This is a genomic window from Vibrio sp. 1CM7H (assembly GCF_023161645.1).
Classification (GTDB): Bacteria; Pseudomonadota; Gammaproteobacteria; order Enterobacterales; family Vibrionaceae; genus Vibrio; species Vibrio diabolicus.
In genome coordinates this window covers 357425-378430 of the sequence record NZ_JALNTV010000001.1, presented here as the reverse complement: position 1 = coordinate 378430, position 21006 = coordinate 357425, and the positions used below count along the sequence as shown (strand labels likewise).

Here is a 21006-nt window from a genome sequence, read left to right as displayed (position 1 = left end):
AATAATTACTTAACTGCTTTTATAACCACAGCCGTCCCCATGCCGCCGCCCACACAAAGTGATGCGACACCATATTGACCATTTTGCTTATGAAGCTCGTGAACAAGCGTCACTAAGATTCGGTTGCCCGATGCACCAAGTGGGTGACCTAGCGCGATAGCACCACCATTAAAGTTCGCTTTATCTTGAATCGCGTTAACGGGAACTTGGTTGGTTTCCGCCAACTGATGAATCACGCCAAGTGCTTGCGCAGCAAATGCTTCGTTTAACTCGTAAACGTCAATGTCGTTTACCGTTAATTCCGCTTTTGCTAATGCTTTATTGACTGACTCCACTGGACCTAGACCCATAATTTTCGGATCAAGCCCCGATTGCGCATAGCTTACGATCTCAGCAATAGGCGTGAGTCCATGTGCTTTAACTGCGCTCTCAGACGCGACGATAATTGCACTCGCGCCATCGTTAATACCTGATGCATTCCCCGCAGTCACAGTGCCTTCACGGTCAAAAGCAGGGCGCAGCTTGCTTAACGCTTCCATGGTCGCATTAGCCTTTGGGTATTCGTCGGTATCAAATAGCACCGTTTCACGGCGTTGCTTTACTTCTACGGGCACAATTTCGTCTTTGAATTTGCCCGCTTCGATTGCCGCCACCGCTTTCTGTTGGCTAGACAGCGCATACTCGTCTTGCTGTTGACGGGTTAGGCCGATTTCTTTTGCAACGTTTTCTGCCGTCACACCCATGTGATATTGGTTATAAACGTCGGTTAAACCGTCCGCTACGAGCAGGTCTTTCAGCTCTAGGTTGCCCATTTTGTTGCCATCACGAATACTGCTTGGTGCGGCAAACGGTATCTGAGACATGACCTCAACACCTGCTGCAACAACAATCTCTGCATCGCCACTACGGATATGTGAAACCGCATCCATGACGGTTTTCATGCCACTGCCGCAAACCATGTTTACACCATACGCAGGAACCGCGTCCGGAATCCCAGCGAACAATGCCGCCTGACGACCGACTCCCATGCCTTGACCTGCGCCGACAACGTTGCCAACAATGACTTCGTCAATCTTGTCGGCATTCAACTTCGCCGCTTCCAATGCGCCCTTAATCGCTACTGCTGCCAAATTGCCAGCAGAGGTATTTTTCAGACTGCCACCAAAGGCGCCAATTGGAGTGCGCTTCGCTGCTACGATAAACACTTTTTCCATCATCTTATCTCCTTAGTGCATGTATAGGCCGCCGTTCACCGACAAAGTCTCACCGGTGATATAGGCTCCTGCATCGCTGACCAAGAAGCTCACTGATGCTGCAATTTCTTCTGGTGTAGCAAGGCGTTTCATTGGGATTTGATTCGTGATGGATTCCAATACTTCTGGCTTCATTTGCTCAACCATTGGTGTACCTGTGTAGCCAGGCGCAATAACATTTACTGTCACACCCGAACGAGCACCTTCATACGCCAACGCTTTAGAGAAACCTATCATCCCAGCTTTCGCCGCCGAGTAGTTTGCTTGACCAAACTGCCCTTTTAGGCCATTGACTGAAGAGATGTTAATGACACGACCACCGCCTTTTTCGCACATCGCAGCGAACAGAGGTTGCGTAACGTTGAATAGACTATTGAGGTTGGTATTAATGACGTCATTCCAAGCTTGCGCAGTCATCTTTTTAAACACGCCATCACGTGTGATACCTGCGTTGTTGATAACGACATCAATGGTCCCTTCTTCCTCAAGCAATTGCGCTAACTTTTCTGCACACTCTGCAGTGTTTGTTACGTCCAACTCAAAAAGGCGAACCTGATCTTTGGTAAACCCTTTACTGTTGAACCACTCCAACGCACATTCATAGTTTCCTGTGAAATAAGTAGCGATTACACGGTAACCATCATTCACTAATTGAGAGGAAATAGCAGAACCAATTCCGCCTTTTGATCCGGTGATCAAAGCGACTTTCTTCATCGAAGACTCCATTCTTAACGGCATTTAAAAAAGCAAACTAAATACACTGATGAAATAAATCACCAACTGACGTGTTTATTTATTCTTTTGGCTATCAATCCTGTGATGCCTTTTATTTTAAGTTAAACCAGAAATATTACATTTCAAATAAAAAACTAATCCATTTGCATAAGATTGATTTAGATCTCATTAAACATGAAATGTTATAAAATGGTTAACTATTTATAAGTCATTGTTTTAAATAAAATAAAGTTAAACACAAGCTTATCAGAACATAAATTTAATCATTATTTATCAATAAGTTACATACCGAACAGTGGACGTTACATCATCTCATGATTTCAGATACTACTCTCATGATCAGAGTTGTTATCTATAAATACGATTAGAATAATAATTCAAATATCAATATAAGCAATTGTCAGTAATATCATTTAATTACTAACTTAAATGATATTACTGACAGTATAACCTTAATTTTATATTTATAGTTTTACTTATGAAAACTGGTATATTTAGAATGTAAAAAATAGAAGAAAACGTCTCATTTTGGTGCAGTTCGCACTATTATGACGCAGCAATTAAAAAATAATTTCAGTTTTATTTTAAATATCCAAATAACATCAATTAACTAGCATTTAACGTATCGAATCACTTTTTATCTATTGAAGTACCGGTACGGTGCAATATTCGGTGGTACCATCTCCTAAAGCAATCATCTAGATTCTTTAACCCAAGTAAATTGATGTTATACCCAAATGACGTCAAGATGCAGAAATCGTGTCAGTGACATGCTCCGCAGGGCGAGTTTCCTTATCCCACAGCCTTTGTTAACGATTTTTGATTTAGAACCACTAGATCTTCAAATCGTTGCCGTGCCTGTGAGCCAAGTCATTCTCGCTGAACCTAGCACCTTGAGGTTATTTGGGGATATTTGGGGATAGTATCCTTTATCAATTTGCACTATCTTTGTGGCTTCTATCAAATCACTTAGTTATCAACAAACATGAATCTTGCATTGCTCAGTATGTTCATCCCTACCTTCTTTTTTGTCTCAATTACACCAGGAATGTGCATGACGCTCGCCTTAACGCTAGGAATGAGTATCGGTTATCGCCGCACATTATGGATGATGATTGGTGAACTCGTCGGTGTCGCGCTGGTTTCAGTCTCGGCAGTACTAGGGATCGCAGCGATCATGCTCAACTATCCTTGGATGTTTATCGCACTAAAGTTTATTGGTGGCGGCTACTTACTCTATCTTGGTGTAGAAATGTGGCGATCTCGAGGTAAGTTAGCAATAAATGTCGATAATTTGGAGACACCCAGAAGTGGTAATGTCGCGCTCATCATGCAAGGCTTCGTTACCGCTATCGCAAACCCAAAAGGCTGGGCATTTATGATTTCTCTGCTGCCGCCTTTTATCGATCAAAATGCGGCTCTTGCTCCACAGCTGATCGTGCTTGTCTCCATCATCCTTCTTTTTGAGTTCATTTGTATGTCTCTGTATGCCACGGGTGGTAAAGGACTGAAACGCGTGTTGGGTCAATCAAAGAATGTGCGCCTGATGAACCGTATCGCGGGCACTTTAATGATGGGGGTTGGTGTTTGGCTATTACTGAGCTAAAGCAACGCTGGAAATGATGAAAAATATCCTAAGAAAAATTACGCGAAACATAAGTGAAGTATTAGATTTTCAGGCCCGGGTTTGGGTCGTAAACGTTTATGCTGGAGAACACAAAGGCGAATCTTACGTTGTAAACGAAGACAGCTTTTCCGAGCCATTGCAATGGATGAAAAAGAAAGGTTATCACACATCCATGCTGCGCCTGGTTGAATCGATGAAGCGCTCTCAAATCATTGAGTTCGATTTAGGTCACGTCAAACACCGCCTGATGCGTGTGAAATAGCACAAAGTAAAACGCCACTCAAACTGAGTGGCGCAAGCACTTTTAACCTTCAGCACCTCGCCTTACGGCGCGGTATCAATCTCGACAGGTAAGTAGTGCTTCGGTTCTAGTTTGAACAGTTCAGGTAATACGGTACCAATGGAAATGGAAGACCATGTACCTGATAGCACACCAATAAACATCGCGGTTGAGAAACCCGCTAGCGGTGCTCCCCCCATAATCCATAGTGCACCAACAGTAATCAGTGTTGTGCCTGATGTCACCATCGTTCTAGAGAACGTCGCGATGACAGCCTGGTCATTGATGTCTTCCATTTTCCAACTTTGTTTCGCGATCAGTAGCTCACGAATTCGATCTGAAATGATGATCGAATCATTCAATGAGTAGCCTAAAATTGCCAATACGGCAGCAAAAACCGTTAAGTTGAATTCCATTTGGGTAACGGCAAAGAAGCCGAGGACGACAATTACGTCATGAGCCAGAGCAAATACAGAGCCACTCGCTAAGCGCCATTCAAAACGGAAACACAAGTAACCAAGGATGCTCAGCACACAAATCAATAGTGCTAAACCGCCTTGGTCAAACAAATCCTGGCCAACTTGAGCACCAACAATACTGTTGCTGACGACATCAACTTGATGTGAAACTGGCTTTAATACCTCTGCCACACTCGGCAGAGTTTGTCCTTCTTCTGGGGCGGAGTAGCGAATGAGCCAACGACCATCTTCACCTGTGCGGGTGACAGAGGTTGATTCACCAAGTTTTGGTTGCAGTGCATCAAGCAGATCGTGGTTGGTTAACGACTTATCGACTTTCACTTCTGTCACCATACCACCAGTGAAATCCAAGCCAAGATTCAACCCTTTAAAGCCCAGAGCACCAAGCGCGATCACCGTCAAAACGATAGAAACTAGCGTAGTGAAGTGGCGAATTTTACGAATATTTTGTTTTAGCATTTCGACCATGATTAAACCCTCACATCACGACGGGCATCTCGGCCCCAAATTAAATTGATCATTGCTCGAGAGGCAAATACGCCTGTAAACATACTGGTTAACAAACCTAATCCGAGTGTTAAGGCAAAGCCTTGGATCGGGCCGTTACCGATGGCGTATAAAATCACGGCGGTGATCATGGTAGTAATGTTGGCATCAAGGATGGTCGAGAACGCGCTATCAAAGCCTAGATCAATCGCTTGAGCGAAACTGCGGCCTTCACGCATTTTGTCCTTAATACGTTCGAAGATAATAACGTTGGTGTCCACTGCCATACCAACGGTTAACACCAACCCTGCAATACCTGGAAGCGTTAGCACCGCACCTGGTAACAAGGCAATTAAGCCAAGCAAACAAAGCATGTTGGCACAAAGCGCCACGTTCGCCACCCAACCTAAGCGGCGGTACCAAAGGGCCATAAAGGTCAGTGTTAACCCCATACCTAAAGCAAGTGCCGCAAAACCATTTTCAATGTTTTCAGCTCCCAAAGAAGCACCAATAGTGCGCTCCTCTACGATAGTAACCGGGGCTGTTAGCGAACCCGCACGAAGTAATAGCGCTAACTGCTGCGCTTCGTCCATGCTGCCAGCGCCGGTAATACGGAACTGGCTACCAAGTTGAGATTGAATAGTCGCAACGCTGATAACGCGCTCGCTGCGCTCTGTTACGCCACGATCGTTTGTCTTGTATTCGCGATAAACCGTCGCCATTGGCTTGCCAATATGCGTTGCAGAGAAATCACTCATCTTTTTACCGCCCGCGTGGTCAAGCGAGATGTTAACTTCTGACATACCCATATTGTCGACACCTGCACGAGCGTTAACAATGTGCTCACCCGTTAGGACTGGTCGTTTCTCCAGAATAACCGTTCGGCCATCGTTATCTTTCAGCACAAGATCTTGGCCGCTTCGCGCTTGGCTTGCATCTTTCACTTCGTAGAATGCCAAACTCGCAGTGGCACCAATAACGTTTTTCGCTTGTGCTGGGTCTTGTACACCTGGGAGCTCAATACGAATGCTGTCTTTACCCTGACGCTGAACTAATGCTTCCGTAATGCCTAGCTCTTCAATACGACCACGCATAATCTTCAAGTTTTGTTGCAATGTCGTTGATTGGAACTCTTGAATATTCTGCTCACTTGGCTCAAGAACAAAACCGCGAGACGAGCTTTTCACCACCCAACCTGGATAGTTTTGACGCAAGAATTTGTTTACTTCAGCTAGGGCGGTATCACTCTCACTGTTTACCGCAATGCGGTTACCACTTTCTGCGCGAATTTGTACACCACGCACGCGCTGATCTCGCAGGCTTGCTTTGATCTCATCGATCAAAGCATTACGTTGCTCCTCAAATGCTTTATTTACGTCAACATTCAAGAGGAACTGTACCCCACCGCGAAGGTCAAGACCGAGTTTGATTGGGCTAAACCCCATCTCATTCAGCCACTCTGGAGCAACAGACACATATGAGAAGGTAATGCTGTCTTCTTTATTTAGCTCATTGTTCAGTAACGCACGAGCTTTGCTTTGCGCATTTTCATCATCGAATACTATGGTCGTTTTGCCATCTTTTTCGATGATTTTGTCTGCTGAGATGTGATTGGTTTTCAGTAGTTGATTCAACTGAACAACCGACATTTCACTGCTGTTTTGGTTTGAAAACGTTAGCTGGATCGATGGTTGCTCACCGAACCAAGTCGGAATCGCGCTTAACGTTAAGATAATGACCGTCGTGATTAATACGACATATTTCCAAGCTGAATAGTGATTCATCAGCTTTCTGTTCTTTTGCTGCTTTGGTGTTTTTTTCATGTAAACATCATCCCTTCACTACGAAGTGAAGCTTTTAATAACAAGGCTTAACACACGACAGATGCCCCCAGAATAAATTCAGGGTATGAAATGCTCAGGACGGTTACGCCCTGTTGAATACAATCGTCGTGTTAAGAGTGCACAATGGTGCAAATAGATGGTGTTTAGGCAGAAAACTGACTATTGAGTGCGACGTACATTGCGTTGGTCTCTTTCCAACCAGAAATGCGATGATCGCTTGTGAAATGATAAAAAGTGTACTGGTTTTGACGCCAATTGATATCCATCAGGCTGTAGGCATAACCTGCGTCAACATAGAAAGGCGTGTTTAGGTCACCAACAACGTCAACATGCTCATCATCGAGGCCTTCACGTAAGTGAGAAACCCAACGTTGAGTGTTAAATAGAGCTAGCGTATCGAGTCTTGCATGACTTTCAGAAATCGGAGACTGCGTCGTTTCTTCTGAGACTTCAGAAAAATCGATTGAGGTATTTGCAAAAGCAATACTCGCAACAAATGGTTGCAGCTTAGAAAAGTAAGGTAAATGAGCTTTCTGATCGATTTGCGCAGCAAAAACATGCGCTGGTAGCAATACCATCGCAAGCAGCATAAAAAGCAATTTTTTCAAGCAAATCTGAGACATAAGAACTCACTAAAAACAAAACGAGTCGAGTTTTTTCACTCGACTCGATGATAGTATTCCTATTAATTATGGTTCACAACTAAAAAGTTATAAATCTCTAGAGGCTTTAAACTAAAGGCGCTCTGTTAGCGGTAAAAGATATCGCCTTTATCGACATCTAAATAGATTTTGTTTTCTTGCTCCAAACCACCACAATAAATGAAGTACACATTGCGCTTGTCATAAGTAACCGAACGAACCCAGCCGCCGAGCTCTTCAAAATCACTCGGATCACAGGTTTCATCGTCTAACAATTGCTGTGTTTTCTTGCGGAAGATGTCCAAGTGAACTTTTAAATCATCCGACTTCTGCAAATATCCATCCAGTATTTCTAAACGCTCTTGTTCTTTAATAACTGGCTCTGCATCAGATAATCCTTCGGCATTCAACCACTCAGCTTTTTCTTCACCGCCCTCTTCATAAACAAGGTAACCAGAGATTCGATACCAACCATCCACTTTTTCTAACACCGATACTTTTTCTCCCTTATAGAGCGTATCGACAACCAAAGCATTAGCATTTGGCTTATTGTAAACATTGATTCGACGCTCAATGACATAGTATTCGGTCACTTCAGGAGGGGCAGTTTCTAAATCCAGAATCGGTTTGGATATTTCTTCTTCCACTGGCGCTTGCTCCACTTGCACAGCGTTTGGCGCCTCAGGTTCATCTTTCTGCATAAAGAAGAAATAGTATCCAGCACCCGCCCCACCGAGCAACAGTATGACAATCAATGCGATGAGAATTTTCTTCATGTACTTTTCCTTTTCATTCTTTGTTCTTATCTCACCGGCAACACGCATGTCGCGGAAATTTGGGTATATACTCAAAAGGGTCGGTCAACTAACGCGAGCAATAATGATCAACAAACTCAACTGGATACTGTTGCTTCTTCTGTTCCCCATTATGGGGCACGCCAATATTCAATGTAACCCATCGTCGTGGAATGACAATCTTACCCAATTCAATCGTTTAGAGTCCAATTACAATAAGCATGTTGAGGTATTCAATGCACTTTTAGCCGAACATAAGCAGCGTCAGTTATTGTCCCAAACCTTTTCCCTACATGAACTCGTGTTACTTTGGCGCGCTCGCTCGAACCAAAATGCGTTCAAAACTCAATTAAAAGCCTCCATTCAATATAAAGAAGAACTCACGACTAAAGCTAATGAGTTGATTAAATTGAGCACACAATCTCAATGGTCAGCAAATGGATGGAAGAAACTTGCCCAAAAGTGCCGTGAGTCAAACGAAACTGCCAATCAAATCACTGCGGAGTGGTATAACACCAACGCTTTGCAACTTACCGAGGATTACAAACGCCTTTCTTCACAGTACCAAGCACTAGCGCAACTCTATGATAAAGAAGCGAGATCGCTTCAATACGCTCAAGATGTTTCGAGGTAAAAATCGAGCTCGTTTTGAAAAGACGATGTCGGGTTTTCACTCCAATATTGGACGTTATTCGTGCTTTAATTCCCTCTTTTAGTGATCCCAACATTATATGTAAAAAATGGGACTGTTCCCTTTTACAAACTTGACTAAACCATGACCAAGAGAGGCAACTTATAGAGACATACGTCACAATAATGCTTTACTTATGGCCAATTTTTGGTTAATTTACCCATTAATAAAATTTAATAAAAAGTCACATTTGGCTGGAGATGATGCTACAACCATGGTTATCAATCGATTAAGTAACAGGGACTGTCCTAATGCTACCAAAGCCAAGTTTTTGTCAGTAGTTAGGCACGTAAAAGAGTTTGGTTCAATCAGCGATTTGGACCTTTGTAAAATCTTCGGAGAAACAATTTGGAGTGATGGGAGGGAATACCATTCAGCTGCGTTCTCATTCAAGGTTGATAGATACACAGGTAACTGTGAAATCTCACAATACAAGCACCAATAAGGCTTAAGAATTTATAAGGCGGAGTCAGGAAACTGATTCCGCTTTTTTGATCATCGCAATCGTAAAGTCGTGATCGGAATAACCCTCAATCAATTGTGCGTCTGGACATAGCCATCGGCAATAGCATAACACCCCAACTTTATTATGCGATGCGAGCATTCTCATGCTCGGCAGCTTTTCTTCATCCAATAAGTTAAACACGCACCCTTTCTCTGCGGCCCGGTACATTTTCTCGATCATCTCAATGGTATGATTTGGATTCGCGGATTGATAATTCAATGATCCAGAAGCAAAGACATAATCACTACGGGGCAATACCAACGTTGAAAAGTCACCGCATACGAACTCACTTTGAGTACGAAAGTCCCGCTTTCTGGCCTCAGAGATAAACTGTTTTTGCTGATCAATGCCAATATAACTTTGGGGGCGCAGATTGTTGAACTCAATAAACGCTAATAAGTCTCCGTAGCCGCACCCAATATCTAAAAGACTTGAACCGTCTAACGTTAACCCACGGCACAAGGCTTCAAATCGACTGATTTGGCTGTACTTATCTCTCCATCCCAGCGTTCGCGCTCTGTCTGTACCGAACTGTCGGTATCGCTTTCGGTGATAGTGAGCAATCTTAAGTCTATCGAGAAATTTCATCTTTCTTATGCATAAATCGGCAAGCTTCCATTTCCTTTCACTTGTCTAATAGCCAAGTGCGTATGGATATCTTTTACGTTTTCTAATCGTTGTAGCTTTCTAGTGAATGTTTCATAGCCAGCGAGATCTTTGCTGACCACTTCTAACAAATAATCATAAGCCCCTGATACAACATGGCACGAGATCACCTCGTCCATTTCAACAACAGCATGTTCAAATTCATCAATCGAAGAAGCTTGGTGGTTGTTCAAACTGACTTCAACAAATACGGTCATCGCAATACCCACCGTGTCTCTGGACACAATGGCTCGATAACCGCTAATTACGCCCTCCTGCTCTAAACGCTTAATGCGTCTTGCACAAGGTGATGCCGATAATCCTACTTTGTCAGCGAGCTCTGCCGTAGTCAGGGTTGCATCCTTCTGCATCAAGTTGATCAGTTGCCTGTCAATTTTGTCCATTTATCCTTCCATGCCAATAATCACTAACAATTAACATTTATACGCGCTTTATCACCAACATCAAGCTTAATTACGTCAAACTTTGCCTCCCTTTGGCACGTGTTTTATTCAACAATTAACACATAATTTACAAATGGACATGCCGACAATGATCTTGGGATACGCAGCTATATTAACGACCTTACTGCTTTGGTCTGGTTTCTTTATTTCTTTAAAAGGGGGCGCAATTTCTAACTTGCAGCCAGCCGATATCGCGCTAGTTCGCTTTCTAATCCCAAGTTTAATTTTATTACCATTTGTGATTAAGCATAAGCAGGCGCTTCGCGTCGTGCCTAAACGCTACCTAACTGGTGTTGTGGTAGGGAGTGGCCTGCCCTACCTGCTGGTCGTCGGCACAGCTATGCACTTCGCTCCCGTGGCGCACGGCAGTGCATTAGTACCTGGTACTTTGCCATTATTTGTTTCTGCTATCGCGGTGTTGTGCTATCAACAGTCGCTGAGTGCTCACCGCTTAATCGGGCTTTCTACGGTGCTGTTAGGGATTTTCGTATTTCTTCTTTCTAATAGCGGTGCAGAGTACAACTGGTCTCAATTACAAGGCCACATCCTGTTTCTAACCGGTAGCATTATGTGGGCTGTTTTCACCATCAGTGCTCGTGTTGCTAACCTTAATGCGCATGTCTGTGCTGGATTCGTTGCAATCGCGTCTTTGGCACTGCTCATCATTGCGGTTGGCTTCGGATGGGTAGATAGTTACCTAGCGATAACGCCGATCAGTCAGTGGCCGTGGGAAGAATTATTTGGCCACGCGATGTTGCAAGGTGTCGGCGCAGGCTTAATCGCCTCTTTTACCTTTATCTATGCAATCCGAATTATTGGCGCCGAAGCCAGTGCTGCTTTTGGGTCATTAACTCCAGTCGTCGCGACACTTCTTGCCGTTCCAATCTTTGGTGAACAACCAGATTCACTTACTTGGTTAGCGCTGATGCTGGTAACCTGCGGCAGTATTGTGGCAAGCCAAATCTTTATGAAAGATGGAATGAGCCAAACTTATCGCCCACCACTTCACAGATAGCGATAATTTTACAAAAACTTTTGTCCTACTATCTTGAATAACAAAATGGCGTTTTGATAGCCTCGATTTAACCAATAATTAAAACGCCAATGTAATGCCTGCCACTCATACTAAAGATGAACTGCATAGATTCCTCAAACCAGGAATGAAACTTTCGACTAATTTCGAGTTTGGGCCTAAGGACCAGTATACGTATTCCACCACCTATCTTGGGATGAAAGAGAACGCGTATTTGATTCTTGATATACCGATGCGTTTGCTTGAAGAGCAAGTGATGAGAAAACTCCCAAACGCCGATGTCATCGTGCGTGGTGTATCAGATACGGAGTTAGGCCATGTCATTGCATTTAAATCCAGTGTTCTAACAACTGCGGTTCGTCCTTCGCCCCTTTTATTTATTCGAATTCCAGGAACATTTGCAACCAAACCAGTCCGGGAACACGAACGATATAAGCTGCAAATGGATTGTAAGATTGTTCATGCGGGGAATGTTTACGACGGCAGCCTTATCGACTTCTCACTGGCAGGTATTGGTATCTCAACCTTTATAGAGCCTGAATTCACCGTTGGTGAAAGTGTCACTATCGACTCTTCTCTAAGCCACTATATCGGAGAAGAAAATCGATGTGTCATTGCCAACATTAAGAAGTTGGTGAAAGGCTGGGTAATAGGAATTAAGTTTGAAAGCCCAATAGCGATGAGTCACGAGCTAAAAACAGAGTTACTGGAGCAGTCCTTTCTAACCAGTAACGTCTGAACTTACTGCTGGCTAAAGCGCGTCGCCTCAAAGCTGTTGAGCACTCTGTGCACCGCATAGGTCACGAGCAGAGTGACTACAATAGCAAACAAAATACTACTCACGCGATACAGCGCGCTGAACATTAAATCGCCATCCGGAGTAAGGTATTGGCCAAATAAAATACCTAATGTGGTTAATCCGCCAAATCCGGCTCCTGAACCACTAGACTCTTTTACGTGCATATAGCTGAACATCATCGCGCCAATCCACAGTAATGGGACGATAAACAGCAAGGTATCCGACCAATCGTATAGTACGAGCTGCCCAGCGATACCAAAGGTTACCCCCATCAAGGTCCCCATTGCTCTTTTGCGCGCATACCCTAAAGCACCGTTCCAATGCATAGGAAACAATAAAAGCAAGGTTGTCGCCTGAGCGGACATAGAATCACTGAGGTCAAATAACTGGAATACAAGGAAAGACATTGTAGCGATACTCGCCCCCATAAGGGCTTCATGACGCATGCGGTGACTCTGTTTAGGCTGAGATGGTTTTGCCGGTGGCTGACGAGGCTCTGCATCAGGGATCAAAAATGTCACGACGTAGGCCACGATCACTGAAATAACGTTCGCTTGTAGGTTGCTGAATATTAGATCATTTAAGTCGGTTGTTGGATAACTCGCAAAATGCAGCATGATGCTTAAGCTCAGCACGCTATTTGCCCCAAACAGGAATAAGCTCCCTTTTGACATACAGGCGAACTTATACAAAAACAACCCGAAGGCGATGATCGTCATCATGCCAGGATGTCCACCAAATAGCCCACCAAGAATACCGACCTCTAATCCGCATACGACCGCTGAAAAAATCAGCTGTCGTGCAGCATGCAGGCTCATGACTGGTACCATTCCAAGTAACAACATCGGTGTTACGGTAAAAAATACGCCATAATTCCAGCCAAAGACCTTACATAAGGTGAAGCCAATGGTCGCGCCAGTTGCAATGCGCAAACACTGACGGAAGTCGTTTTCCGACATGGGATGATCCCATAACTTCATATCGCCTCCCCGTTAATAAATGTAATGAAGAAGACTCAAAAATCGGATCTGACATCTCGCTAACCAGCCAGATAACGAGTTTTCTGGCAACAGTTGCACAGTCGCACGTGCCCCGGCCGGAAATGCGCGCTGTTGAGGCTCATCGATAGCTAAATGTAAACGTAAACGCTGCGCGTCTCTCACCCAACGGTTTGAGTCAGTCGGTGTCGCTAAGCGGCCATCTGCATCAAACTGGCCTGAGCTTACCCCTGCATCCACACTCGTAATACGAGCTTCAAATACGTCACCTGGCAAGCTATCAAAGGCCACTAACGCCCGACTGTTCTGATTGAAGTGTCGCAGACTCTTTTCACGAAAGTCGGCAATAATATCCACGTCATCCGAGACTAAAGCCACAAGAGGCGTACCAGCTGCCGCATAGGCACCCGTTTCCAGCTGCAAGTTAGCGACAACGCCATCATGTTCAGCAATTACTTTAGTGTAAGACAGATTAAGTTCCGCTTGTTTTAGCTGGTTTTGTGCCACGCGGATATTTACATTCGTTGCACCTAAATCGCCTCGGTTTACTTCCAACTCTTTTAAACGAGCGCGCGCGGCCAGTAAGTTTGCTCTGGCTGCCGTTGCACTACTTTGTGCGTCGTCACGCTGTTGTTGCGAGGTGCCATTGCGATGAAACAATGTATCAAGACGTTTGGCTTCGCGAACTTTTTGCTCGGCGACAATTTTGCTCGCTTCAACGTCCGCTTTTGCCGCTGCAATAGAGGCATCAAGCTGTTCATTATTTTGAATCACACGCTCAAGGTTAAGTTGAGCCTTTTCTACGGCGAGCTGATAAGGCTGTGGATCAATCTGGAATAGTAGATCGCCTTGGTTTATTTCTTGGTTGTTGGCAACATAAAGATGCGTAATCTGTCCACTCACACGGGGAGCTACTTTAGTTACCACTCGCGTTGCCATTGCCTGAGGCGTCAGTGGCATGGCGAGATCTGCGACTAGAAAATAGGCAAAGACAAGGACAAACGCGACGCAAGAATACTTGATCCAACGTGCGAATTTTTGATCTGGAGTCATAGGCGTTTACTTCTCTTTTAATTCGGGTTTCTGACTTATTCGCTAAGTGAATCAAGTGCATTGTGAGCAATCTGATCGAGGATCAATGAAAGCTTTTGAAGCTCTTGGTCATTGATTTCCGTCAGTAGCTTGCTCCGGACTTGAAGAATTCGGGTCTCCATTTGCTTCAGTAGAGTTTTACCTTCTTCTGTAAGGCTAACAATGCGTGCTCGCTTGTCATGCTCACTGCAATGGCGAGTGATCAGAGATTGCTCTTCTAATAGCTTTAATGTGCGCATCAGCGATGCTAACTCAATCTCAAGCGCTTCAGCCAAATGCTTCTGACTAACGTTGTCGCCCATTCGATAAAGTTTCCATAACGCAGTCCAACGCGGGTACGTCAGGTTTAAAGGCTCCAACTCGCGATCTGCAACCATTTTCCACAAACGGGCAACACGAGATAACTTTTCAGCCAAAGAAAGGTCGCGCAAACTGTTGATGTCTTGAATCATAAGATCTACTCAATTACTTAGCTTGCTAAGTAATATAAAATAGTTAGCACGCTAAGTAAATAAGTTTTTGTGATTTAAATCACATAGAATATGCCATTGGGGAACAAGTTTGCGTAACGCAACGTAGTACTTGGGTTGAATAGTAGTGATATACGACACTAAAGGTGATATCAGCACTCCTGGCTTATCAACAAGTGAAGCATTGAGATACAAAAAAGCACAACCCTAAGTTATGGCGTTGTGCTTTTCGGTTTAGTGAGCGATTGAATTATCAATTAAGGCTCATAGCGAATGAGTTCATCACGTTCGTTCAATTAAGAATCGCTGCTTGAAGTCAACAAAGGCTTCATGCAGCGCATTTTCTTTAATCGGTTTGAGCAATACGTAATTCGCGCCCGCCTCCATAAACGAATCACTGGTTTCTTTCGCCGTATCGGCAGTACAAGCATAAATTGGCGTGCCTAACTTCAGCTTCTGTCGGATCTCTTTGGTTGTTTCAATTCCTCCAAGATGCGGCAGTTGGTTGTCCATCAAAATCAAATCGTAAGTATGATCTTTTAAGAACTCCATCGCTTCCAATCCATCTTTTGCCCAATCAACCTGCATTTTGTACTTGTTACAAAATGCTTTGAGAATGAAGGCATTAGTATGGTTATCTTCTACCAACAGTACTTTTAGACTCTCTGCGAATAACTCACCAGGTTTAACTCTCAAGCTTGAATCAAGAGGGGTGAGCACTCGCTCACGATCTTTCACTGGCATTGTAATAACAAAGGTCGTGCCTAAACCTTTTTGACTACGTACTTGAACGTCACCTTCCAGCATATCGACGAGGCTTTTCACAATGGTCAGTCCCAAGCCACTGCCACCGTATTCTCGAGTGGTCGTTGCTTCCTCTTGAACGAAAGGTTCGAACATTTGGTCGAGCTTATCGGGCTCTATGCCGATGCCCGTATCCGTAATTTCCACTACCAACACACTATTTTCGGCGCCGTAGAACTGCTCCAGTTCCGCATGCAAGCGTACGCTGCCCGAGGGGGTAAACTTAACTGAGTTACTGACTAAGTTGAATAAAATTTGGTTCAGACGAACTTGGTCAGTAAAGATTTCAACATTGGGATCAATCTTGTTTTCAATGACGAGGTTAACGCCTTTATTTTCGCAAATTGGACGATAAATGTTTTCTAACGTTCGAATCGTGTCAGTGAACGAAAACGGGTGCTTTTGAATATTAAACTTACCCTGCTCAATCTTCGAAAAATCCAAAATATCATTCAAAACAGCAAGTAAGTGCTCACCACTATGTCGGAGTACATCAATTTGGTTATTCTGCTCTTCCGTTTCGACCGAGTCTTTTAATAATTGAGCAACTCCTAGAATGCCATTGATTGGCGTTCGGATTTCATGGCTCATTTTAGCCAGAAAATCGGCACGTGCTTGGGCGGATTTTTCTGCCTCTTTACGTGCCAAGTTACTTTGTTTTTCCGCTTCAATAAGCGTCGTAATATCCTGACCTTGAACAATGATACCGCTGATATCACCATCCACTCGAATCGGCGATAAGTTCCAGCGATATACCTTGTCTCCAATTGGTACATTGACGCCAGTTAACGTGGCTCCTTGAGCTGCCATTCGCAGGTGCGGCATCAACTTTTCTTTGAAGCCTTTAAACACTGGGTGCATAGTTTCAATGTCGTTTTCCATGACCAATTCTTTGCGGGCTGCCGGATTGATTTGGATGAGTACACCAGACTCTGACCACACCATAATCGGCGATAACGCAAAGTTAAACAGATCGCGGAATGAACGCTTTTGCGCTTCCAGCTCTTCAAAGGTGTTTTCTAGTGTCGAACCAATATGATCGAACTCCTCGATATCCGACCCGCCAAACCGTTCGAACCCTTTTTCTTCACGAGCCGAACGAGTGTATGCCATCAACGAGCCAAGCTCTTCGACGACTCGATTCTCAATCCACTCTTTGGTCATCAACGCAATCATCACCATCCCGATAACTGAAGCCAGCATCGCCAAAAGGTGCTGGATTTGCAGCGTCACAACACTCTGATTGTCTTGCACGGTTAGTAAACACAAATCCGTCGTGGCAGCATTGACTTCGATAGGGGTTTTAATGATCAACAACTGGTCAAGCTTTTGCTGAGACTCTCGCCGCTTCAGAACATCAAATATCTTGTACGCTTCATCTCCGACTAGTGAGCTAGCTAGTGGCGTATCGTTGGCCACCAAAACAACATTATCAACGTTTCCTTCGTTTTTTAGTCTTTCCATCAACCCGAAGTTGTTATCTAGAACAACAACATTGTAAGAATACCCCATCACTTCACCGGTTTTAGGTTGTAAAACCGGTACACGACGCAGTAACAGGTGGCGAGTTCCCATTGGGGTATGTGAAGGAAGGTAATACCAATTGTTGCTAAAAGTCACTTGGCTCGCGAGATCATTGAGAATCAAGTTATTGATGCCATAGAAATGCGCATTCCCATCGTCCCAAATAATGCCTTGATGATCGGTGAGAAAGCGAAATTCTGGCGTATGGGAAGGATCACTCTGGTCAATACTCATGAAAAAGTAATTGAGAGCTTCTTCATCCCGTTCTGTATAAAAATCTAAAACAACATCACTCTTCGAGTTACTGTTGTGATGAATCTGAATCGCAGCAAAATGGCTATCAAAAATATTAAGAATCAGCGCTGACGTCTGTTGCTTAGTTCTGTCGACTTCCTGCCAAATAATTTGCTTCGAGAAGTAATAACTCTGAACGAAGATACCTAAAATGATCGGAGCAAGTACGAGAATGATTATTTTCGTAATAAGCGTCGACAATGAGCGACGCTTTCTTGTTTTTGATGTAGTTGTCATCAATTGTCTGAGTATCTAAATGCGCGTTTTTTTAATGCTTCAATTCTTTCTGGAGAATCAGATTTCGTGACGACTTCAAAGTCACCAGAATAAACGGTTGGAACGGGTTTCCCTTCAAGATCCCACTTAATCGCTTCTGCCATTGCAATGCCAGTATCATCGTTCATACGCATAACAGTAACGTCTAACTCCCCTTTCGAAAGCGCTTCTAATTCTGCAGAGCCGCCACCCCAGCCGTTGATCATGACATCATCACGCCCTAATTCTTTCAGCGCATCAACAGCACCTAGCGCCACATCTGTAGAACACGCATAAATAAAATCGACGTCAGGGTATTTTTCCAAACTCGCTTTTGCTGCTTCATACCCAGACTGCTTTGTTGCTTTAGTATAGTAAGCAGATTGTAGTTCAAAGTTGTTATCACGGTTGACTTGATTGATAAAGGTATTGCCTCTGATATCGCTGATATACCCTTCTGAAAAGTAGAGCACACTATAATGGCTCTGTTTTGGAAAACGCTTACCAAACTCCACGGCAAGCTCACGACTGCCTTCAGCATGATCAAAACCAACATAAAGGAACGGTTGGTGATCCTCCCAATCTCTTACCGGTGTAGTGATATTTTGTAAGATCAACTTGGTTTTCTTCGAGTCTAAGACGTGTTCAACAAACTTACGATGCCTAGTGGTATCGAGAGTGAAAATCAGATAATCGGAGTTGCTCTTCAGCGCTTCCATTAAAGACAAACTTTGTTGCTTAATATCTGCGTTGGGACGGGTAAATACTTGATTAAGTTGATAGTCGATATCGAGTTTATCTAAACGCTGTTCAAATGCGTCGATATTTCGAATCCAATAATCCGAAATCTGTTGACCTGGATAAACCACAGAAATTTTTAACGGACGTTTTTTGTCTCTTTCAACCGGAACAGGAGTCTCTCGCACGGCGTCAGCCAACGCATTCGTTAACTGCTTCTGTTCTGGAAACTGGTCTAAAAATTCTTGATATGCCCAATACCCATTGAGGACTTGAGTGGCTTGCGCTATCGGCGCGACAGTGGCCATTGACATCAGGGAGAATACTAACGCTTTTTTCATCTACTGCTCTTTTAGCTTTTTATGAGCCTTTTTCAGCTCTATTCGTTACCTAGCCGAGTCATCCTTTACTCTTGTAATCTACCTTCCTCTGAGTGCCTGTTTCAATAATAAATTGGTTCTTAGTCTGAGTTGGAACGAATAAACGTTTATTGTGTACCTAATTGCAAGGTCACAAAATATCATTTCTCCTTTTCATACTCTGAGTGTTTAAACAGAACACCAACCCATTATGCGTCAGTTTGTTCTTACATGGTACTCCAAAACTAAAAAGAAACCGCCTCTGTGGACGGTTTCTTTGTTATTCGGCATGTCGCGAACGCTTATTTCGATAAAGCCATTTCTAACATCATCTGCTGATTTTCATCAACGACAATACTTGCTTTTGACGTAACAAGCAGCTCTTTCTTAGCTTTTGTTAGTTGCTTAATATAATACTCAGCCCGCATGGCAAGTGTCTTTGAATCAAAATCCGAAGACCACTCCAATACCAAGGGACCTTTTCCTTTTAAAGCTTTCGCTCCTTTGCCCGTTTGGTGCTGATTGAATCTTCGCTCAACATTGTTTGTGACACCGCAATACAGCGCATTGCGGTTATTTCGGATCAAATAGACACTCCAACGCTGCGCTGTATTTTCAATCATGAAAGTAGTGACTCGACCTTAGCTTTAAGCTCATCGAGCTCTTCTTTAAGTTGTGCAACTTCGAGCTCTAGCTGGCTGACTCGATCAGAATTAGAGCCAGCCGCTGACACTGGCACTGCGAGCTCAGAGACGTCAACGTCGCCACAGAACAAATGCATATAGCGTGACTCTCGCTTCCCGGCTTCACGCGGTAACTTGACCACTAATGGCCCTTTTTCTTCGCTTGCTAAGTGCTCCAGAACCGTTTCAACGTCTTTTACATCATGAAATGTCGCGAGACGATTGGTACGAGTGCGAATTTCCCCAGGCGTTTGAGCACCACGCAAAAGCATACAGCACACGATTCCCTTCTCTTGTTCTGTCAGTTTTAAATCACCAAACTCCGTATTACAGAAACGGTGCTGATACTTGCTAACACGGCTGTTAAACGCACTTTCGTCACTGACGAGCCTACGCTCAATTAGAGCATCAACGGCATCGAGAACGTCTGACTCAGAGAGCGACATTACGGGATCACGGTTGCTTTTTTGATTACACGCGTTGGTTAAAGCGTTTAGGCTGAGGGGGTAAAGATCTGGGGTGGTGACTTCTTTTTCGATCAAGCAACCAATGACTCGTGCTTCAATTGCCGTTAGCTCAACTTTCATAATGCATTTCCTTATTATTTTTGCATTTGACTTGGTACCTAAATCGCTTCGAAATCATGCATCATACATTGGCAAAGAGATGCAAGAAGCGTTAACGATTCAGGTGTCGGTGTCAGGCTAAAGCATAGCGCAAGACCTGGCACCCTTTGCGAATCGGGTCAGGTATCAATGCTCCGAGAGAATTGGCACTTTCGTCAAATTGCCATCTTGATCAACCATCATTATTTTTGAACGATTCAGCTCAACTTCGATGATTTCGAGTTGCTCGCGAGCGTTGATATACGCTGTTTTTAACTTTTCAGCCACAGAGCGAGTGGCTTGCTCATTATCTTGACTACTTACTTGCTCCGCAGTGTTCCCAGAGTCCATATCAAGTTCATCATTTTGCATTCAATGGTGTTGATAATATAGTGAAGGCCACGTTATGACAATGAATCGATGGATTCTACGATGTTGCCCAAAACTCGATTAGAGAAGCGTGATTATGTGGACACATCGCAATTGGTTGAGAAATGTTCAACTCTGCATTGTGATTGATCTAAAGACTGTTATGCCACTGGATGTTGTGCTTTAATCGAGGAAGATATTCATAAAATTAGGAAAGAGAACTATGAGTAGCGTATTTGAAATCGTTAACCAAGCTCGTCGTAAAAACAAACTAAAACGTGAGCTGCTTGATAACGAAAAGAAAGTTCGTGATAACCGCAAACGTGTTGACCTTCTAGAAAACCTTCTAGATTACATCAAACCAGAAATGACTCACGATGAAATCGTCGCAATCATCAAAAATATGAAAGCAGACTACGAAGATCGTGTTGATGACCACATCATCAAAAGTGCAGAAATCTCTAAAGCACGTCGTGACATCAGCCGTCGTATTCGCGAACTGACTGAAGAAGACAAGCAAACTAGCGGCAAAAAATAAA

At 43.8% G+C, this 21006-nt stretch carries 23 protein-coding genes; 7 read left to right on the top strand and 16 right to left on the bottom strand.

The genetic code is table 11. From position 1 onward, the window contains the following. Window positions 1-5 precede the first annotated feature (5 nt). A complete protein-coding gene (locus tag MSG33_RS01720) occupies window positions 6-1214 on the bottom strand; it encodes an acetyl-CoA C-acetyltransferase (protein WP_031780700.1) in 1209 nt (402 codons plus the stop codon). A 12-nt stretch (window positions 1215-1226) separates the two neighbouring features. Further along, complete coding sequence (locus MSG33_RS01715) at window positions 1227-1967, bottom strand: SDR family oxidoreductase (protein ID WP_046875888.1); 741 nt, start codon at window positions 1965-1967, stop codon at window positions 1227-1229. 1006 nt (window positions 1968-2973) lie between these two features. On the opposite strand from MSG33_RS01715, the gene MSG33_RS01710 reads away from it, so the two are divergent. Together MSG33_RS01710 and MSG33_RS01705 are read left to right on the top strand one after the other, a co-directional pair. Further along, entirely contained in the window at window positions 2974-3594 is a 621-nt protein-coding gene (locus MSG33_RS01710; protein WP_041853084.1) for a LysE family translocator, read from the top strand. Window positions 3595-3610: 16 nt separating this feature from the next. Continuing rightward, on the top strand, window positions 3611-3877 hold the full coding sequence (locus MSG33_RS01705; RefSeq protein WP_012842361.1) for a hypothetical protein: 267 nt from the start codon (window positions 3611-3613) through the stop codon (window positions 3875-3877). 62 nt (window positions 3878-3939) lie between these two features. Here the strand turns inward: MSG33_RS01705 and secF are convergent, their stop codons facing one another. The 4 genes from secF to MSG33_RS01685 form a co-directional block, all read right to left on the bottom strand. Then, a complete protein-coding gene (gene secF, locus MSG33_RS01700; protein ID WP_248379581.1) occupies window positions 3940-4842 on the bottom strand; it encodes a protein translocase subunit SecF in 903 nt (300 codons plus the stop codon). A 2-nt stretch (window positions 4843-4844) separates the two neighbouring features. Then, window positions 4845-6683 (bottom strand): protein translocase subunit SecD, encoded by a 1839-nt coding sequence (gene secD / locus MSG33_RS01695; protein WP_104973503.1) that lies wholly within the window; start codon window positions 6681-6683, stop codon window positions 4845-4847. Window positions 6684-6847: 164 nt separating this feature from the next. After that, window positions 6848-7327, bottom strand: coding sequence for a hypothetical protein (locus MSG33_RS01690; protein ID WP_104973502.1), 480 nt, complete (start codon window positions 7325-7327; stop codon window positions 6848-6850). A 125-nt stretch (window positions 7328-7452) separates the two neighbouring features. Then, the gene (locus MSG33_RS01685) at window positions 7453-8121 is read right to left on the bottom strand and encodes an SH3 domain-containing protein (RefSeq protein ID WP_047008124.1); all 669 of its coding nucleotides are present in this window, start codon (window positions 8119-8121) and stop codon (window positions 7453-7455) included. A 103-nt stretch (window positions 8122-8224) separates the two neighbouring features. Between MSG33_RS01685 and MSG33_RS01680 the strand changes: the two genes are divergently transcribed. After that, the gene (locus MSG33_RS01680; RefSeq protein WP_046876150.1) at window positions 8225-8773 is read left to right on the top strand and encodes a hypothetical protein; all 549 of its coding nucleotides are present in this window, start codon (window positions 8225-8227) and stop codon (window positions 8771-8773) included. A gap of 271 nt (window positions 8774-9044) precedes the next feature. Continuing rightward, window positions 9045-9275, top strand: coding sequence for a hypothetical protein (locus tag MSG33_RS23585; protein WP_031780651.1), 231 nt, complete (start codon window positions 9045-9047; stop codon window positions 9273-9275). A gap of 24 nt (window positions 9276-9299) precedes the next feature. Here MSG33_RS23585 and MSG33_RS01675 read toward each other — a convergent pair whose 3' ends face one another. Further along, entirely contained in the window at window positions 9300-9923 is a 624-nt protein-coding gene (locus MSG33_RS01675; RefSeq protein ID WP_248379580.1) for a class I SAM-dependent methyltransferase, read from the bottom strand. Window positions 9924-9928: 5 nt separating this feature from the next. After that, window positions 9929-10384, bottom strand: a complete 456-nt coding sequence (locus MSG33_RS01670) for an Lrp/AsnC family transcriptional regulator (RefSeq protein WP_031780652.1) — start codon at window positions 10382-10384, stop codon at window positions 9929-9931. A 148-nt stretch (window positions 10385-10532) separates the two neighbouring features. Here MSG33_RS01670 and MSG33_RS01665 point away from each other — a divergent pair, with 148 nt between their 5' ends. Both MSG33_RS01665 and MSG33_RS01660 read left to right on the top strand, forming a co-directional pair. Beyond that, window positions 10533-11459, top strand: coding sequence for a DMT family transporter (locus MSG33_RS01665; protein ID WP_047008123.1), 927 nt, complete (start codon window positions 10533-10535; stop codon window positions 11457-11459). A gap of 94 nt (window positions 11460-11553) precedes the next feature. Continuing rightward, window positions 11554-12216: a flagellar brake protein gene (locus tag MSG33_RS01660; protein ID WP_031780653.1), complete on the top strand. Its 663-nt coding sequence runs from the start codon at window positions 11554-11556 to the stop codon at window positions 12214-12216. Between the two features lie 2 nt (window positions 12217-12218). Here the strand turns inward: MSG33_RS01660 and MSG33_RS01655 are convergent, their stop codons facing one another. The 8 genes from MSG33_RS01655 to MSG33_RS01620 all read right to left on the bottom strand — a co-directional run bounded on the left by MSG33_RS01655 (window position 12219) and on the right by MSG33_RS01620 (window position 20449). Beyond that, the gene (locus tag MSG33_RS01655; protein ID WP_046875880.1) at window positions 12219-13256 is read right to left on the bottom strand and encodes a DUF2955 domain-containing protein; all 1038 of its coding nucleotides are present in this window, start codon (window positions 13254-13256) and stop codon (window positions 12219-12221) included. A gap of 12 nt (window positions 13257-13268) precedes the next feature. After that, window positions 13269-14327 (bottom strand): HlyD family secretion protein, encoded by a 1059-nt coding sequence (locus MSG33_RS01650; protein WP_248379578.1) that lies wholly within the window; start codon window positions 14325-14327, stop codon window positions 13269-13271. A gap of 35 nt (window positions 14328-14362) precedes the next feature. Continuing rightward, window positions 14363-14818, bottom strand: a complete 456-nt coding sequence (locus MSG33_RS01645; protein ID WP_005397727.1) for a MarR family transcriptional regulator — start codon at window positions 14816-14818, stop codon at window positions 14363-14365. Window positions 14819-15118: 300 nt separating this feature from the next. Further along, window positions 15119-17695 (bottom strand): quorum-sensing autoinducer 2 sensor kinase/phosphatase LuxQ, encoded by a 2577-nt coding sequence (gene luxQ / locus MSG33_RS01640; RefSeq protein ID WP_114323367.1) that lies wholly within the window; start codon window positions 17693-17695, stop codon window positions 15119-15121. Further along, window positions 17695-18792 carry an autoinducer 2-binding periplasmic protein LuxP gene (locus MSG33_RS01635; protein ID WP_248379577.1) on the bottom strand — a complete coding sequence of 366 codons (1098 nt, stop codon included), beginning with the start codon at window positions 18790-18792 and terminating at the stop codon, window positions 17695-17697. The genes luxQ and MSG33_RS01635 overlap by 1 nt, the downstream gene beginning before the upstream one ends. Window positions 18793-19112: 320 nt before the next feature. Further along, window positions 19113-19433: a GIY-YIG nuclease family protein gene (locus tag MSG33_RS01630; protein WP_012842363.1), complete on the bottom strand. Its 321-nt coding sequence runs from the start codon at window positions 19431-19433 to the stop codon at window positions 19113-19115. Further along, window positions 19430-20080, bottom strand: a complete 651-nt coding sequence (locus MSG33_RS01625) for a YceH family protein (protein WP_248379576.1) — start codon at window positions 20078-20080, stop codon at window positions 19430-19432. The genes MSG33_RS01630 and MSG33_RS01625 overlap by 4 nt, the downstream gene beginning before the upstream one ends. A 165-nt stretch (window positions 20081-20245) precedes the next feature. Beyond that, the gene (locus tag MSG33_RS01620; protein WP_031780656.1) at window positions 20246-20449 is read right to left on the bottom strand and encodes a hypothetical protein; all 204 of its coding nucleotides are present in this window, start codon (window positions 20447-20449) and stop codon (window positions 20246-20248) included. 241 nt (window positions 20450-20690) lie between these two features. Here MSG33_RS01620 and MSG33_RS01615 point away from each other — a divergent pair, with 241 nt between their 5' ends. Continuing rightward, window positions 20691-21005, top strand: coding sequence for a DUF496 family protein (locus tag MSG33_RS01615; RefSeq protein WP_005373603.1), 315 nt, complete (start codon window positions 20691-20693; stop codon window positions 21003-21005). Window position 21006: the final 1 nt, after the last annotated feature.

What these genes read in the sequence shown, in the direction of transcription:
- MSG33_RS01720 (WP_031780700.1), bottom strand. Translation starts at nt 1,214, where the DNA reads ATGGAAAAAGTGTTTATCGTAGCAGCGAAGCGCACTCCAATTGGCGCC.
- MSG33_RS01715 (WP_046875888.1), bottom strand. Translation starts at nt 1,967, where the DNA reads ATGAAGAAAGTCGCTTTGATCACCGGATCAAAAGGCGGAATTGGTTCT.
- MSG33_RS01710 (WP_041853084.1), top strand. Translation starts at nt 2,974, where the DNA reads ATGAATCTTGCATTGCTCAGTATGTTCATCCCTACCTTCTTTTTTGTC.
- MSG33_RS01705 (WP_012842361.1), top strand. Translation starts at nt 3,611, where the DNA reads ATGAAAAATATCCTAAGAAAAATTACGCGAAACATAAGTGAAGTATTA.
- secF (WP_248379581.1), bottom strand. Translation starts at nt 4,842, where the DNA reads ATGGTCGAAATGCTAAAACAAAATATTCGTAAAATTCGCCACTTCACT.
- secD (WP_104973503.1), bottom strand. Translation starts at nt 6,683, where the DNA reads ATGAAAAAAACACCAAAGCAGCAAAAGAACAGAAAGCTGATGAATCAC.
- MSG33_RS01690 (WP_104973502.1), bottom strand. Translation starts at nt 7,327, where the DNA reads ATGTCTCAGATTTGCTTGAAAAAATTGCTTTTTATGCTGCTTGCGATG.
- MSG33_RS01685 (WP_047008124.1), bottom strand. Translation starts at nt 8,121, where the DNA reads ATGAAGAAAATTCTCATCGCATTGATTGTCATACTGTTGCTCGGTGGG.
- MSG33_RS01680 (WP_046876150.1), top strand. Translation starts at nt 8,225, where the DNA reads ATGATCAACAAACTCAACTGGATACTGTTGCTTCTTCTGTTCCCCATT.
- MSG33_RS23585 (WP_031780651.1), top strand. Translation starts at nt 9,045, where the DNA reads ATGGTTATCAATCGATTAAGTAACAGGGACTGTCCTAATGCTACCAAA.
- MSG33_RS01675 (WP_248379580.1), bottom strand. Translation starts at nt 9,923, where the DNA reads ATGAAATTTCTCGATAGACTTAAGATTGCTCACTATCACCGAAAGCGA.
- MSG33_RS01670 (WP_031780652.1), bottom strand. Translation starts at nt 10,384, where the DNA reads ATGGACAAAATTGACAGGCAACTGATCAACTTGATGCAGAAGGATGCA.
- MSG33_RS01665 (WP_047008123.1), top strand. Translation starts at nt 10,533, where the DNA reads ATGATCTTGGGATACGCAGCTATATTAACGACCTTACTGCTTTGGTCT.
- MSG33_RS01660 (WP_031780653.1), top strand. Translation starts at nt 11,554, where the DNA reads ATGCCTGCCACTCATACTAAAGATGAACTGCATAGATTCCTCAAACCA.
- MSG33_RS01655 (WP_046875880.1), bottom strand. Translation starts at nt 13,256, where the DNA reads ATGAAGTTATGGGATCATCCCATGTCGGAAAACGACTTCCGTCAGTGT.
- MSG33_RS01650 (WP_248379578.1), bottom strand. Translation starts at nt 14,327, where the DNA reads ATGACTCCAGATCAAAAATTCGCACGTTGGATCAAGTATTCTTGCGTC.
- MSG33_RS01645 (WP_005397727.1), bottom strand. Translation starts at nt 14,818, where the DNA reads ATGATTCAAGACATCAACAGTTTGCGCGACCTTTCTTTGGCTGAAAAG.
- luxQ (WP_114323367.1), bottom strand. Translation starts at nt 17,695, where the DNA reads ATGACAACTACATCAAAAACAAGAAAGCGTCGCTCATTGTCGACGCTT.
- MSG33_RS01635 (WP_248379577.1), bottom strand. Translation starts at nt 18,792, where the DNA reads ATGAAAAAAGCGTTAGTATTCTCCCTGATGTCAATGGCCACTGTCGCG.
- MSG33_RS01630 (WP_012842363.1), bottom strand. Translation starts at nt 19,433, where the DNA reads ATGATTGAAAATACAGCGCAGCGTTGGAGTGTCTATTTGATCCGAAAT.
- MSG33_RS01625 (WP_248379576.1), bottom strand. Translation starts at nt 20,080, where the DNA reads ATGAAAGTTGAGCTAACGGCAATTGAAGCACGAGTCATTGGTTGCTTG.
- MSG33_RS01620 (WP_031780656.1), bottom strand. Translation starts at nt 20,449, where the DNA reads ATGGACTCTGGGAACACTGCGGAGCAAGTAAGTAGTCAAGATAATGAG.
- MSG33_RS01615 (WP_005373603.1), top strand. Translation starts at nt 20,691, where the DNA reads ATGAGTAGCGTATTTGAAATCGTTAACCAAGCTCGTCGTAAAAACAAA.